Below are 15,625 nucleotides of genomic sequence, written 5' to 3' on the forward strand. Positions count from 1 at the left end.
ATAGAAAAAGCGCTGTAAATAATAACTTACAGCGTTTTTTTTACTGACTGTCTTATTTTTGGCCGTCTCAGCTGAGGGAAGCACCTCACGTGGCTAGCAGACGGACTATGTAAACTCACTAAGTTTTGTTATCTATTTTGGTAATACAGAAGAAAGTACAATTCCCAACATTCCTGTTATTAAATATGTATTTCTGGTAGCCTTCCACGAAAATACTCCTTTACTAAACCTATGATTAATAAGAGTTCAATTAGAGGTAGTAAATTTGTGCATTCATTTTCTCTTATTTCAACAGTTGGTAAGATTACTGAATCTGTCGTTGTTTGAAGTCTAAAAACATTTTCTAAAGTATGAAGGATTTGTTGTTTCGAATCTTTCGAAACGCCCAGTATTTTGTACTCATGTAAGAGCCTTTTATATCTTGCATTTAAAAATTTATGAAACCCAAATTGGGTTAACATATTAAATTTAGATGTGTTTTGCTTTTTTATATCAAAGATAAGAAATCTTGAAAATGCATCCTCATAGACTGAAGCGGGTTCGCCTCTATTTCCCCAATTCGATACCTTTAACTGCCCATCCCGAAGTTTTTTTCCATTTTGATAAATTTTATAAGGTAAGACACATCCAATTATTGAATAATCATTATCATGAAATTCTTCTATTGAAGATGCAAAATGTACTTCAATCGATTGTGGTAAAGATAGCTTTGTTTCTGGCAATATGGCTACTAATTGAAATAAAACTGTATCGACTAATCTTTGATTTTCAGATAAGTTATCGGACAATACTTTGCTATGATCAACATGCTTGTTTGTTCCAAATTTTTTACATAAGGATCGGGATGTGATTCTCGGTACTTCATGTGTTGATGGTAGGCTGTTCTTTCTTGAAACCAGGACATAAATTAAGCTCCTTCCTCAATATTTTCATCTATTACCTTTTAGTATAATAGATTATTAGCCTATAGATAGGAATTTCGTTCAATATAGAGAATAGTATAAATGAAGATAATTTACTAACAGTTAAATAATCATGAAAAAAATCATAGAGGAATGGTTGTTTTGCAAATACCCACGGTAAACAGCTTATACGCAGAGGAGAGTGAGATTGTGACAAACAAAGAGATAATAGATGCCTTTGAACAATCAGAAATGAATTTACTTGTAGAGCTGCGAATGGGAAAAGGTTTCGATGAAAAGGAGTATGAAAAGTTGGTTAAGGCGCTCACCGTCTGTGTGGAAGAATGGGAGAATCGTCCAAGTTTACCTGGTGAAGTCGTTCCCACTTTAGTTGGACTATACGATGAATTGTACAACTTTTCATTACTATACAGTGGTGAAGAATCAGTTCGTATCAAGAAAGCAGCCGAAGAAAGTAAAAAGCTGATTCAAAGATGTACGAAAGAACCCGGTGAAATTGATCCCGAAAAAGCGAAAGTGATTGCCAGACTGATTGAGAAAATCAACGAAAACGGAAATGTTTTCGAAAAACTTCAAAATGGCAAAGGGTTGGATGAACAACAATTTGAACGAATCTATCATGAATTAAGCGATATTATCGATGAGGTTTACTCATGGGAGGACATTCCAAAAGTGTTGGTTAATATTCTGATTGAACTTCGTGAATTAGATTTATTTGTCGGTCTATATCGAGATGAGTTCAAACAACTTGAAGAGGCAGATAAAATATATGATGCGCATGAACGTATTTTTAGTTTGATTTTTGGTTGAACAGGTGAAAATTCAGTTACATATTGGATTGAATCCGACCACGGTCTTTGATTAAGGTAAGGTTATAGTTTTTGACAAAGGTTTGTAAAAACTATAACATGTATTTCAACATATATCGAAATACCATTCAGAGGAGTGTATGAACGTGAACGATGTAATGGTAGTGAAAATTTATAAAGCACTTGGTGAGCCTACACGTTTACAAATTATAAAAATTTTAGCAGCTGAAACACATAAGCCTTGTATGGAGATGACCGAGGAACTGGAAATTAACTCTAACTCTACCTTATCACATCATTTAAAAATATTGACTGACTCCGGGTTAGTCTCTGTAAGAAAAGAGGGGACTTATCGTTACTATAATCTTAATCGTGACATCTTACAAAAGTACGCACCAATCTTAATCCAAGAGAAAGCTTTTTAGTCTATATGTTTAGCTGTTTTAATTTATTTCATATTTCGATGTATATAGAAATAGATAAGGAAAAATTATCTTAACTTTTATTTTCAAATTTATAGAAATAATAAAATACATATGTTACCTAATCATTTCATGGTCTATATTTCGATTTTTATAGAAATACCTTACCAGTATGGAAGTATGGTGTATTTTTCATTAGTTAGATATAGTAGTGTTATTTGCTTATTTGGAGTTATCAGACTCCATCAAATTAATATAAAAAAAGAAAGAAGTGATTAGTATGTCAATGTCTAGACCGACAAAATCTATCAACGAAATACCCTTTTCCGTCCTTGATCTTGCACCCATCGTAAAAGGAGGGACGCCTAGCCAATCCTTCCAAAATTCGGTAGAATTAGCACAGCTAACAGAAAAACTAGGTTATAAACGGTACTGGTTAGCGGAGCACCATAATATGCCTAGCATAGCAAGCTCTGCAACATCTCTCGTCATTGGCCAAGTAGCAGCGCATACTTCCACTATTCGTGTAGGATCCGGTGGAATCATGCTTCCGAACCACTCACCACTGGTTATTGCGGAGCAATTTGGAACCCTTGAAGCGATGTTTCCAGGTCGAATTGATTTAGGTTTAGGGCGAGCACCAGGTACAGACCAACGAACAGCCCATGCCCTTCGTGGAGCAAACTACACCAATGGCGTTGAGTTCCCAGAACAATTAGAGCAACTACAAGCCTATTTTCAAGGTTCTGGACCGGTACGAGCTATCCCTGGTGAAGGAGCAAATATCCCTATTTGGTTGTTAGGTTCTAGTGGGTTTAGTGCAAGATTATCAGCACAACTCGGCATGCCGTTTGCTTTCGCCAGTCATTTTTCACCTGAAAACACACTACCAGCCCTGAACTTGTATTACGAGAACTTCCAACCATCGGAGGATTATAAGGAGCCTTACGCAATGGTAGCAGTAAACATTATAGCGGCAGAAACGGATGAGGAAGCAGAATTGCTTGTTACTTCCTTAAAACAAAACTTCCTAAATATGATAAGGAATACACCATCACAGTTACAACCACCAGTAAAGAATTTTGATGAGCTCTTGAGCCCATACGAAAAGGCAATTTTAGAAAAACAATTAGGCTCCACAATCATCGGAAGTCCTATTACTGTAAAGAAAAAGCTGCAATCCTTCTTAGATGAGACGAAGGTAGATGAGATAATGGTAAGTACAACGGTCTATGACCACAATGCCCGACTCAACTCTCACCAATTAGTGGCAGAAATAATTGGGTTATAGGAAAACGATCCTGGCGTTGATGTTTCCATAGTTAACGACTTTTTAAAATAATACTAAGTCAACCTATCCTTTTAAAGGCTATAGGTTGATTTTTTTATTGTTCTCGAACTAATTCTTCACCAATTCAATTGTTAAATTTAATGCCGTTCGGAACGCCCGTCGTGTTTGGTTGGTACCTGCTAATCCTAATGATTATGACGTAGAAGGTGCATTTAGCTATTATGATACGATTGTTGGAAGTGTTCTTTTAACTATGAAAATGGCGATATCCTATTTATTTATGTATCCGGTAATATTCAAAAAGTCCGCTTTAAAGTAGAAGTTATACAAGGTATTGTAAAGGATAAAGATATTACATATGATAAAAAATTTTGGTTGGATGAAGAAAAATATAAAAAGTCTAGGGAATATGATTATACAAGAATTCGATTACTTGATGAGATAGATACTCCAGAGCTTTCTCTTGCAAAATTGCGAAATTATAGTCTAAAAGGAAATATTCAAGGAGCTATGAAGCTCAAGGGAGAATTACATGACTATATCATGTCATTTTTTGAACATGGCTTAACGGAGGGATATTATCCTGAAGAAGTTTCTAAGGGGTTAGAAGAAGGAAAACGTAAAACTATTAACGTTAGCGTATATGAGCGAAATCCCCTTGCTAGGAAGCAATGCATGGATTTTTACGGTGTTCAATGTCAAATTTACAATTTTAACTTTGAAGAGAAATATGGGGAAGTGGGCAAAGATTTTATTCATGTACATCATATTGTTCCCCTACATCAAATACAGGGGGATTATAAAGTGGATCCGATCAAAGATTTAATTCCTGTTTGTCCAAACTGTCATGCATTGCTACATAGAATGGAAAGCGGTTCCTATTTATCTGTAGAGCAATTAAAAGAGCGGATTAAAAATAATTAATGTTTCGTCGTGTCACAAGATACAGCAAAATTACTATAAAGTATAGAAAAGGAGAAAAGGAATTATCATGGATTTTAAGAGTTTTCTAATGGAAGAATACAAGTTTAGAGAAAAATCAGCTCGTGATTATGAAGGACGTTTGAATGGAATTATAGTAAGCGAATTTATAATGGAGAAAAAGAGGTTTCTCCTAGTCTTATAAAGCTAATTGAAGAGAAATTTCCAAATTTTATTCAATCATTATAGGCTTACCATAGAGAGATATATTGAATTTAAAAAGCGTTGAAAAAGGGATTAAATTTGTATAAGAAAGTAGGTGATTGAGATGAATATTAGTATAGGTCAACGTGAATATATGTTGGAAATACTTGATTATGAGTACGTTGTACCTAATGAATTTCATGCATGTATTAAAGATGCTATAAAAAACTATAAAAAAATATGCCACTAATAGCATATATTCCGAGGCAACCATTGACTCAATTTTACAAAAGCCTCAGAGCATGGCAACGAGTATTAGTGCAATCAGGGATAACAATTTAAGTCTTTTCAGAGGTAAATTAGCTGAATGGCTGGCATGTATTGAATATACTGCGTTAAAAAATAAGGGAAATTTTTTGATGATAATAATTAATCCTGATTCAACTTCAAAGGCAGATTTATTACATATCATTAAAAAGGGTGATAAATATGAAGCTATCCCCGGGCCAGATATAAAATGAGGGGGTAGTACGTATGTCTTAGACCAGTGGAACAAAATTGTAAATAGTAGATATGACATAGCTATGGTTGATATGGATGGTATTCTGACAACCGAAGAAGGATTAAAAATGCTTACTGACAAGCAAAGAGAGAAGTTTGAACAGCTCAAACAATTACCTCCTAAGAAGAGGCTTCTTAAATCAGAGTGGAATAAACAAGACAATAATAGGCTTATGATGGATTATCTTAAATATGCAAGCGATGGTATTACATCCGCTGATTCAGAAGATAGACCGTTTGTTGCCAGTAAAGAAAATCAAGATAGAATAAGAGATAAGTTATCTAAACTACCAGGTAAAATAGAAAATCGCTCTAGCTGGGATGAGTTCTGTAAAAAAGCTTCTGAATTACCAAATATACCAGAAAATTATTTGAATCATATGACCATCGCAAAAGTAGAAAAGAAAAAACTCGAAGAAGTTTCCAAGAAAAATATTAAAGTTTCAACTGAAAATATAAAATATGCAAACGGAATGGGAAATAATAAAAAAACCAAATGTGTACAAGAGAATAAAAAAGTTAACAAATCCCAGCATAATGGCTTTACAAAAAGGGTAGCAAATTTCTTTGGATATGCATCTCGTACTAAATGGCGCTTGATGTAGGTGGAAAAATATTAACCTCTCCTCCAGTTAAAGCCGCTGGCAGGGTATTGTTGAACAAGTTGTTTAGAAGTGGTTCGGGCCCGGGATCAAGTCTAATTGATAATCAGGGAAATGAAAAAAACGTAAATGATTCTATAGAAATAAAAAATAGTGCAAATGAAAGAGCTAATACAAATACTGCTACCCATGCTTCTCGTACGGAACATAATGTTAAGGGGCATGGGCAGCATTACAATACAAAGGAAGGTCCGATTTGGAAAGAAAAAGAACCATATTCACGTGGGAAAAAGGATGAAAGTATATAATTATTATTATGATGTTGAGTTTCTCTATAAAAATCTATTAAGCAGGGATAAAGAATAAAGAATATTAATGTTTTTAGACAGAATCCCCCTCGTAATGGGAGGGGGAATTAATATTAATCATTTCAGGATCTGATATAGGCCCAAGATAAATTCGAGTTACATCATCTCGTCCATGTCCAAGCTGTTCTGCTACTAGTTTCCGAGATGTCTGTCGGGAAAAGCCTTTGCCAATAAATTCTCGATGTCTTTCTCTGGCAAAAGAATGGCGGAGGCCATGGTATGTTAGTTTTGGTTGTACGATGTAATCACTATTATTAATATCTAAATTGCCTTGTACTTGATCACTCTGCTCTGTAAATTTAGAACGATTATTGATAATCCAATTTTGAATACTTTTCTTAGCTTGCATGTGATTGCGTCCATGGTAAACAAAAAACCTTTCATAAGATGCTTCTTTTATAATGTTAGAGATTATCATTTTAGCATCTGAATTGAGTGGAATATCTCTTAATATTTCGTTCTTAGTATTTTTTAAGGATAAAAATCCTTGAACTAAAGCTTCTTTAAGTTGAGTTCTAGCCAAAGCAGTACATTCTTCTAATTGGATACTATAAGTCCAAGCAAGGTTTAGGGACCAAACGACATCATTTCTGTTCATTAAAAGTGCTAGATTAATAGCGACATTGTACTCTTTTTCGTTCCAAGTACGATTTATTAGCTTTTTCGTTCTTTTCTCAACACCCAACAAATCATTTCCAATAGTTAGCTTATACCTTGTTTTAGGTATAAGATTGTGAAGCTTCCTGATTGCAGATAGATCTGTCTTTAATGTTGATATATCTACACCTGCTGCGATGGATTCTTCAATAAAGATAATAAGATGCTTATCTTGTAAGTTTCTAAAGTTTTGAGTTCGGTATTTAATAGCAAGATGCATACAAAAAGCCCTCAACCATTCCTATACCGTTCTGTTCCTCTGTAACCTTGTTGATGATTAGTGTAATTAAAAATTGCTATTATCTGATTCCATAGATTATTAAAAAAGGCTTGCTCTTTTGCGGTAAGTTTCCAGTTTCGTTTCTGTGACAAGTTTAATCCTCCTGTAGTTCATGGTCTGTTATTAATGTTGTTAATAGTTTAATAAAATCCTGTGCATCATTTTTGCTCTCGGTATCTCTGTATTGATGGCAAAGATTTTCTATTTCGGGATAGATACTTCTTGTTTTGTTTTTGAATTTTCTTCTTCAAGTCCAACCATGATAGTACTTCTTCCATGAGAATTTTCTTCTATATATTTGATATGATTCTCATTGATTTTAGGGAGATGGGCTAGCTGCTGAAAATATTTTTTCTGAGTTTCCATATCTCTCGTAGCAAGTTCATATCCAGGCCCCATTGTTTACTTATTACATCCCAGTAAATCCTTAAATTCATCACTTAGGATGGATAATTTTCTATATCGCTCGAATTTTGATTTGGTGATTCCCATAGTAGTGGCTCCAATCTGCGGTTGCATGAACGGTCTTTTTTAGTTATTCATTTGATAATTTTTGTTTAATTCAATGTTAAACATTATAAGACAATGGTAAAATGACTTTATAGGACTTATGAGTAAATAATTAGTAAATGAGTGGTGATGAACGAGATGGAGAGAACAGATTATACTTTTAGAATAGAAAAAGATCTATTGGAGAAGTTTAAAATCTCTCTGGAACTTAAGAAGGAAAAGGAATCAGAGGTATTGGCAACGTTTATTCGCCAATATATCATTCAATCATTTGATTCTGAACTAAAAGATTTGACAGCAGGTATAAAACATCATATGGGTGATGCACAATTTGGAAAAGCAATCTCCAGAATTCCAAAGTGGTCTGAAAAACCAAATCAAATCAACCACAAGATATTAAAAGCATTTTTTTTATTGGAGGCTAAGGGAGTTGTAACTAAAAATGGAATGCAAATGGTTTGTAGCACTGAGCCATCTCTATTAGTGAGAGATTTTAATGGGAATTTCTCATCGATGTGCACAGATGCTGGCAAATCACACGGGAAAGTATTTGTAGTAAAAAATGATGGAACCGTGACGTTGTGGGAAGAAATATCCGATGTTGCAAGAAAATATAGGCATTATTTTGTGAATAAAGCTTAAACAGGGATCATTATTAATTATTTTGACGATTTTACCGAAGAAGGTGCTGACACGGGCACTCTCAGTCTGTTAGGTGCTTGTTTATATATGCGATATTATTGGACTGAAAAAATAATAAACAATGGAGGATACGAAGTGATAACATCAGAAGAAATAAAACGGAGATTATGGGACGGGGCAAATGAACTGCGTGGTTCAATGGATGCCAGTCGTTACAAAGATTATATGCTTGGATTAATGTTCTACAAGTTTTTGAGTGATAAGACTTTAGAAACATTCAAATTGACCAGCGGTTTAGGACAAATGACTGAATTCGAATTGGTTGAGGAATACATAAAGGCAAAAGCAGAATACGGCGAACAGCTAGATAAAATGATTCAAAATGTACTCGGTTATTATGTCTCGCCAGAGTACCTGTATCAGACTTGGCTAAAGGACATCAATTCAGGAGATTTTGAACTTCAAAAAGTAACCGATAGTTTGAACAACTTTGAGCGTACTATTGCGGTATCAGGTGATTCGAGTGACTTCAAAGGATTGTTCTCAAGTTCAACTCTTGATTTAACTGATACTGCTTTAGGTAGCAATTTAAACGAACGTAGTAAAAATATTAAGGCACTCATTTTACTGTTTGCAGATTTGAACATGGTTGCATTGCAAAAAGGCGATATTCTGGGAGATGCCTATGAGTATCTTATCGGTCAGTTTGCCATGGAGTCTGGGAAGAAGGCTGGTGAATTCTACACGCCACGACAAGTCAGTGAAGTCATGGCACAAATCGTTGCGAAATCATCTGATATTAAATCAATCTATGACCCAACTGTTGGCTCTGGCTCACTACTCTTAACAGTTAGTAAACATCTAGATGAAGATGATCAAAAGCATATGAACTATTATGGTCAAGAAAAGAACACAGCAACCTATAACTTAACTCGTATGAATTTGTTGCTTCATGGTGTTCGGCCAGAAAAGATGACGATTAAAAACGGAGATACCCTTTCCCAAGACTGGCCAGAAGATCCAGAGCGCCCTAACGAAGGTGTGCAATTCGATGCGGTAGTTATGAATCCACCATATTCTGCAAAGAATTGGAACAAAGAAGGGCTAAAAGTAAGCGATCCACGTTTTGAAGTTGCTGGAGTGTTACCACCAGACTCTAAAGGAGATTTTGCATTCCTTTTACATGGACTATTCCACTTAGGTCAAAACGGTACGATGGCTATTGTCTTGCCTCACGGGGTTCTGTTCCGTGGTTCAGCTGAAGGTGAGATTCGTAAACGATTGCTTGAGAAAAATTACATAGATACTATCATCGGCTTGCCAAGCAATTTATTTACCAATACTGGTATTCCTGTCGTTGTTATTATTCTGAAGAAGAACAGAAAAGTTGGTGAGCCAGTCTTAATCATTGACGCTTCTCATAGCTTTATTAAAGTTGGAAAACAAAACGTTCTACAGGAAAAAAACATCTCTAAAATCGTTGATACGTATATCAAACGTAGAGAAGAGAAGGGGTACAGTCATTTAGCAACTCGTGAGGAAATACTGGAAAATGATTATAACATGAACATTCCTCGATATATTGATGCGATTGACGGAGAAATTCCTCAAGATGTAGATGCACATCTACTTGGTGGAATACCTCAAAGAAATATTGATGACTTGAAGATTTTGCAGTCTACAGTACCAGATGTTTTGGGACAATCTTTGCAAGAAATCCGTAACGGCTATGTGGAACTTTTGAAACCAGTTGAGGAAATTTCTGATGATATACTTAACGATTCCCGCATTGTTGAAAAATCGAAAGAAATTGAAGACAAGACAAAGTCCTATATTGATAAATACTGGGACATTTTACGAAATGTAGACAAAAGCAGTAATTTGACTGGGTTAATGGAGGAAATGCTTGTAGAAATTAAGGTGATTTTGTCAGAGTTCAAATATATTGATGTTTATGATGGCTATCAGATTGTGGCTGAAATTTGGAAGAATACACTGACACGTGATACAGAAATTATTGCACTAAGTGATTTCTATACAGCAGGACGCACTCGTGAACCTAATATGGTCACGAAAGGAACTGGTAGTAAAAAACGTGAAGAACAAGACGGATGGGTTGGCAGTATCGTACCTAATGAGTTGATTGCAAAACGTTTATACAGTGAGGAACTAGAAGAAATCGAAACAAAGAAAACTCGTATTATAGATATTGAAACGGAGCTGTCTGACTTGGTTGAGGCTGCGAAAGTGGAGGAAAGCAATGAAGCCATTGCTTTATGCGAAACCTTGAATGATGCTGGAGAGGCATTTGAAAACAGATTAGTCAAAGCAGAGTTGAAAAAGGCAACAAAGGGAACAGTTGAATATAACCTGTTGAAAAAAGTGGAGATGTTATTTGCAGATAAATCAGCGCTGGGCAAAGCCGTGAAAGCGGATGAAAAAGCCCTCAAAGAAGAGGTGCAAGAACGTATCATAATTTTGACAAACGAAGAAATTGACAGCTTAATATTTGAAAAATGGTTCAGTAATACAGTGGAAGCTATGATTGATTTGGTAGAGGTTCCACTTAAAAAAGAATTGAGCACATTGCAAATGTTGCACAATCGTTATTCGGATACTTTGTCAGTGATTGACGAGGAAAGTCGTAACCTAGAATCAGCATTTGAACAATTGATGAGTGAATTGGTGGTGAGATAATGACTGATAAAAAGAGTTTAGTACCCAAAAGGAGATTTAAGGAGTTTAAAAACACTCACGCTTGGAAACAACGGAAATTCGGGGAATTAGCTGATATTGTACGTGGTGCAAGCCCCAGACCTATTCAAGATCCAAAATGGTTTGATGATGAATCTGATATTGGGTGGTTACGAATTGCAGATGTGACTGAACAAGACGGACGTATTCATTTTCTTAAACAACGTATATCAAAAGCTGGGCAAGAAAAAACTCGTGTATTAACTGAAACACATTTATTATTGAGTATCGCTGCAACGGTGGGTAAACCTGTTGTGAACCATGTTAAGACTGGCGTTCACGATGGATTTTTAATCTTCCAAAATCCAAAATTTAACCGTGAATTCATGTTCCAGTGGTTGGAGATGTTCCGCCCGAAATGGCAAAAATACGGACAGCCTGGTAGTCAAGTTAACTTGAATTCTGATTTAGTAAAAAATCAAGAGATTATGTTACCAAGTGAAGAAGAACAGAAGAAAATCGGTGAATTTTTTTACCAGCTTGACAATCTCATCTCCCTTCAACAACGTAAGTTAGAAAAGATGAAAGCATTAAAATCAGCGTATCTTTCTGAAATGTTCCCTGCTGAAGGTGAGCTTGAGCCAAAGCGGAGATTTGCAGGATTTACTCAAGCTTGGAAGCAGCGTAAGTTGAAAACAGTCTTTAAAGATTTTATTGTTCCAATGAGAGACAAACCCAAAGAATTTTCTGGAACTGTACCATGGACGAGAATCGAAGACATAGAAGGTAGGTTTATTAATGGTACAACAAGTGGACAATTTGTTTCTGAAGAAACAATTAAATCTATGAATTTAAAAGTAATACCTAAAGGTTCATTAATTGTATCAGCAAGTGCAACTTTTGGAGTTGTTGCTATTGTAAACAATGACTTAATAACTAACCAAACCTTTATTGGTTTGGTCCCAAATACCAACTACAATATTGATTTTTTATATGCTTTTTTTAAATCGACAAGTATTCAAAGAAAGATGAAACGAGAATCTGCTGGTTCAACAATATTTTATATTTCACGAGAGCAGTTTGAAAACATGATAGGAGAGTTCCCGATATTGGAGGAACAAGAAAAAATAGGAAAATTATTCAAACAACTAGACGACACTATCGCTCTTCATCAGCGTAAATTAGAAAAACTACAAAATATTAAAAAAGCTTACCTAATGGAGATGTTTGTGTAGAAGGGAGGTACGTTATGGGCAATGCACCAAAAAGTGCAGCAGAGAAAGCTTTTCAAACGAATTTTGTCCAAGAACTAAGTAAATATAAGTGGGAAGCACCCGATTTTTTAGACGGCAACAAGAAAAAGGTGACTGTTAATGACTTGATTACTCATTGGCGTAGTGAACTTAACCGAATGAATGCAGACCAACTTGAAGGTGTAGAATTAACTGAGAATGAGTTCCGTCAAGTAATGACTAAGGTTAAACAAATACGAAATAGCTACGAGGCAGCGAAGATTTTAGCTATTGAAGATTCAAAAGGAAAGATTGATGGAATTTACCGTGATGACAATCCAAATATCACAAGGAAACAAATTACGCTTACTATCTTCAAAAAGGCTGAAGTGCGTGGAGGGGACTCCAGTTATAGGATTGCAAGAGAAGTAGAGACACCAAACAACAACCGTTTTGATATAGTCTTACTTATCAACGGCCTGCCTTTAATAAATATAGAGCAAAAACGTACGGACAAAACGCTAGACGAAGCATTTGGACAGTTTATCCGCTACTATCGTGAGGGTGAATACAGTAATAACTTTATGGCATTTTCGCAGATGATGGTCATCACTTCTGAAATTGCAACTCGATATTTCGCTACTCCAAAAACAGCAGGAGAATTTAACCCTAGTTTCGTCTTTCATTGGGCGGATAAATTCAATAAACCAATAAATAAATGGCAAAAAGTTGTGAGTAATTTTCTGATGATTCCAATGGCGCATCAAATAGTAGGAGATTACTTGGTGATTGACGAAGCTAAAGACGAAGAAAATAGGCGTCATATGCTTATGCGTCCATATCAAGTCCACGCTTTACAAGCGGTTGAAGGGGCAGCATTTGGTTGGGACAATGATGAAAAATTACCTCATGGTGGTTTTGTTTGGCACACTACAGGGTCAGGGAAAACCATCACGAGTTTTAAGACTGCTTTGTTTTTATCAACTAGAGCAGGATTTGATAAAGTCGTTTTCCTTGTTGATAGACGAGAGCTAGACAATCGTACCAGTGAAAATTTTAAAGCCTATGCTGCTTACGAGTCCGTTTCTGTTGATGATACGAAACACACCTTCCAGCTAAAAAAATACTCAAGTCAGCTAAAAACGGAATTGTGGTAACGACAACATTTAAATTAAATTCTTTAGTTAAAGAACTGGAAGAAACTCACGATGCTTGTTTAGCAGATAAGAAAATCGTTTTTATCATTGATGAAGCCCATCGTACGACAATGGGGCAGATGATGGGAACTATTAAGAGGTATTTCAAGAAAAATGGACTCTTCTTCGGGTTTACTGGAACACCTTTATTTGATGAAAATAAAATCAAAGGAAAGGTTAATGAAAAAAGTGAAGTCATAAATACGACTGAAAAGCTATTTGGACCTAAGCTACATCAATACACAATTGATGAAGCGATTGCGGATAAAAACGTATTAGGTTTTCATGTAGACTATATCAACACCGGGGAATTTAAGAGTTACGATGATTTAAGAGACCAAATAGCTGAGAAAATTAAGGAAGATCATCCTGAAATGACTGACAGAGAAGTTGAACGTCAAGTTCAAGAAATGTCAGAAGTTGAGGTTGAAAAGCAAGCTAAAAAACAGGGATTGCTAGTATACCAAGATGAAACACATATGCCAAGAGTTGTTGAAGAAATTTTGAATAACTGGGAATCGCAATCACAAGGAAGAGAGTTTAATGCGATTTTGACAGTTGCCTATAAAAATCGTGTGATTGCTTATTATAATGAATTTAAGAAACAATTGGCAGACCGTGGGGATAAGTTGAACGTAGCAATGACGTTTAGCTTCGGTAACGAAAATGATCCTACACCTCTGGATCCTAAAATTGTCATAGGTATGTTTAAAGACTATGCTGAATTTACAGGAATTGAGTTTGTTGCTGGTGATAAAAAACATGGCGAGGATGCATACTTTGAAGATGTCGTGGAACGTGCTACTCGAGGCGGTAGCGGAAGAAATCCTAAGAATATAGACCTTGTGATAGTGGCAGACCAATTGCTAACAGGTTATGACTCTAAGCGTCTTAATACACTTTATGTTGATCGTTCACTTGAACTTCAAGGTTTGATTCAAGCCTATTCACGAACAAATCGTGTTTTTGGTTCAAATAAAGAGTTTGGAACGATTATCAACTTCCAATATCCACGGATAACCGAAGAAATCGTGAATCAAGCTTTGAAGCTTTATGGAAGTGGTGGCAAGAGCAATAAGGCAATTGTTGATACCTATGCAACTGCTGTGAAGAAATTAGCATTAAAAGTTGCGGAAATGATTCCAACTTTACCTGACCCTACTGAATGGCAGACAATGGAACACGATGAGGACAGAAAAGATGCATTTTTACTTGCTTTTAAAGATGCTGCTGAGCAATTGAATTTGGTAGAACAATACTATCAATTTAAGTGGGATGGTGTATCTTTTGGTATTGATGAGCATACTTGGTTGCAATATGTCGGTGCGTATAAAAACTTAACCTGGAAGCCGGGAACTCCGCCTCCACCAATACCGATTAATCCTCTTGTTGGAAAAACGAAGTTGGCTGGAACACAAGTAATCGATGCACATCATATTCTTACTTTAATCGGTTCAAAGATTACCTCACCGTACGGCATACAAACGGTGGATAGTGAAACACTCCGGATTATTTATGAACAAATTCAAGAGTTGAGTAACATGGGGGAACATGAGCAAGCACAGTTATTGAAAGAATTTGTTGATACTCAGCTCGTACCTGGTAAATTATCGAACGATATAAACTTTGATGAAGCTTTTGAGATTTGGAAAACAGATACGCTGAAGGATACTGTTATTAATTTTTCTTCAGAGTGGGGATTAGATAGCGAACTGCTTTTAAAATCTGTGAATTCCTATTCTACTTCGCAGCCTGATGTAGTTCCTTACATTAATGAACTGATTAGTAGTATTGATTTTAACAAGGCAACCAATCAATCGGCTGGCAATTTGTTAAGGCATAATATGACACTAACTGACAAACTTCCAGAGTGGATTGCTGAAACCAAGCAAAAATATAGTTAACCTTAATGGTGGATTTGATGTGACATACCTGCTTGGTAAATTAACACATCAAAATCTTTTATACAATTTTGCACACTACAAGTGTATAAACCTTCAATATCAAGGAATATATGTCAGTTTCGACCCCGACCACCGGTATCGTACCATAATATTTTAAATCAACAGCAGGGAAGAGAATGGAAGTAAATGTAAAGTCAATTTATTCTAATGGAAATGCTTTCAAAACTCTCTACGATTGACTTTACTTTTTTACAATCTTGCAATAGACGGCACCCCATTCATCCTAAGAATCGGGCGTTCGTCATTGGTTCGGTGTCACAAAAAATTTAAAAAGCATTCCATAGGTCCTATTTAAGTGTAATTATATTGAATAGAATAATGGGACGGAATAAATAACATCATAAAAAAT

14 protein-coding genes and 1 pseudogene are annotated in these 15,625 nt (G+C 35.6%); 11 read left to right on the forward strand and 4 right to left on the reverse strand.

The window, feature by feature from the left end; genetic code table 11:
• Positions 1-179: 179 nt before the first annotated feature.
• The gene (locus BTHG_RS01155; RefSeq protein WP_010281071.1) at positions 180-788 is read right to left on the reverse strand and encodes a hypothetical protein; all 609 of its coding nucleotides are present in this window, start codon (positions 786-788) and stop codon (positions 180-182) included.
• Between the two features lie 324 nt (positions 789-1,112).
• Here BTHG_RS01155 and BTHG_RS01160 point away from each other — a divergent pair, with 324 nt between their 5' ends.
• From BTHG_RS01160 to BTHG_RS26975, 7 genes are all read left to right on the forward strand, one after another.
• Entirely contained in the window at positions 1,113-1,733 is a 621-nt protein-coding gene (locus BTHG_RS01160) for a hypothetical protein (RefSeq protein WP_010281074.1), read from the forward strand.
• A 139-nt stretch (positions 1,734-1,872) separates the two neighbouring features.
• Positions 1,873-2,157, forward strand: coding sequence for an ArsR/SmtB family transcription factor (locus BTHG_RS01165; RefSeq protein ID WP_026021640.1), 285 nt, complete (start codon positions 1,873-1,875; stop codon positions 2,155-2,157).
• A 277-nt stretch (positions 2,158-2,434) separates the two neighbouring features.
• Positions 2,435-3,445: an LLM class flavin-dependent oxidoreductase gene (locus tag BTHG_RS01170; RefSeq protein WP_010281079.1), complete on the forward strand. Its 1,011-nt coding sequence runs from the start codon at positions 2,435-2,437 to the stop codon at positions 3,443-3,445.
• A 375-nt stretch (positions 3,446-3,820) separates the two neighbouring features.
• Positions 3,821-4,369 carry an HNH endonuclease gene (locus BTHG_RS26085; protein ID WP_010281081.1) on the forward strand — a complete coding sequence of 183 codons (549 nt, stop codon included), beginning with the start codon at positions 3,821-3,823 and terminating at the stop codon, positions 4,367-4,369.
• Positions 4,370-4,872: 503 nt separating this feature from the next.
• Positions 4,873-5,091: a hypothetical protein gene (locus BTHG_RS01190; RefSeq protein ID WP_010281082.1), complete on the forward strand. Its 219-nt coding sequence runs from the start codon at positions 4,873-4,875 to the stop codon at positions 5,089-5,091.
• Between the two features lie 63 nt (positions 5,092-5,154).
• Positions 5,155-5,736 (forward strand): hypothetical protein, encoded by a 582-nt coding sequence (locus BTHG_RS01195; RefSeq protein ID WP_010281084.1) that lies wholly within the window; start codon positions 5,155-5,157, stop codon positions 5,734-5,736.
• Positions 5,737-5,786: 50 nt separating this feature from the next.
• A complete protein-coding gene (locus BTHG_RS26975) occupies positions 5,787-6,041 on the forward strand; it encodes a hypothetical protein (RefSeq protein ID WP_198420969.1) in 255 nt (84 codons plus the stop codon).
• A 73-nt stretch (positions 6,042-6,114) separates the two neighbouring features.
• Here BTHG_RS26975 and BTHG_RS01205 read toward each other — a convergent pair whose 3' ends face one another.
• The 3 genes from BTHG_RS01205 to BTHG_RS01215 form a co-directional block, all read right to left on the reverse strand.
• A complete protein-coding gene (locus BTHG_RS01205; protein WP_010281088.1) occupies positions 6,115-6,978 on the reverse strand; it encodes a site-specific integrase in 864 nt (287 codons plus the stop codon).
• A gap of 11 nt (positions 6,979-6,989) precedes the next feature.
• Positions 6,990-7,130, reverse strand: coding sequence for a hypothetical protein (locus tag BTHG_RS26590; RefSeq protein ID WP_157256093.1), 141 nt, complete (start codon positions 7,128-7,130; stop codon positions 6,990-6,992).
• 109 nt (positions 7,131-7,239) lie between these two features.
• A complete protein-coding gene (locus BTHG_RS01215) occupies positions 7,240-7,437 on the reverse strand; it encodes a hypothetical protein (protein ID WP_010281090.1) in 198 nt (65 codons plus the stop codon).
• Between the two features lie 249 nt (positions 7,438-7,686).
• Here BTHG_RS01215 and BTHG_RS01220 point away from each other — a divergent pair, with 249 nt between their 5' ends.
• From BTHG_RS01220 to BTHG_RS27760, 4 genes and pseudogenes are all read left to right on the forward strand, one after another.
• Positions 7,687-8,190, forward strand: coding sequence for a hypothetical protein (locus tag BTHG_RS01220; protein WP_010281091.1), 504 nt, complete (start codon positions 7,687-7,689; stop codon positions 8,188-8,190).
• A 135-nt stretch (positions 8,191-8,325) separates the two neighbouring features.
• Positions 8,326-10,887, forward strand: coding sequence for a type I restriction-modification system subunit M (locus tag BTHG_RS01225; RefSeq protein WP_010281095.1), 2,562 nt, complete (start codon positions 8,326-8,328; stop codon positions 10,885-10,887).
• The gene (locus BTHG_RS01230) at positions 10,887-12,119 is read left to right on the forward strand and encodes a restriction endonuclease subunit S (RefSeq protein ID WP_010281097.1); all 1,233 of its coding nucleotides are present in this window, start codon (positions 10,887-10,889) and stop codon (positions 12,117-12,119) included. The genes BTHG_RS01225 and BTHG_RS01230 overlap by 1 nt, the downstream gene beginning before the upstream one ends.
• Positions 12,120-12,133: 14 nt before the next feature.
• A pseudogene (locus BTHG_RS27760) lies at positions 12,134-15,216 on the forward strand (type I restriction endonuclease subunit R, EcoR124 family).
• The last annotated feature ends 409 nt before the right edge of the window (positions 15,217-15,625 follow it).

Source organism: Bacillus timonensis (assembly GCF_000285535.1).
Classification (GTDB): Bacteria; Bacillota; Bacilli; order Bacillales; family Bacillaceae_L; genus Ferdinandcohnia; species Ferdinandcohnia timonensis.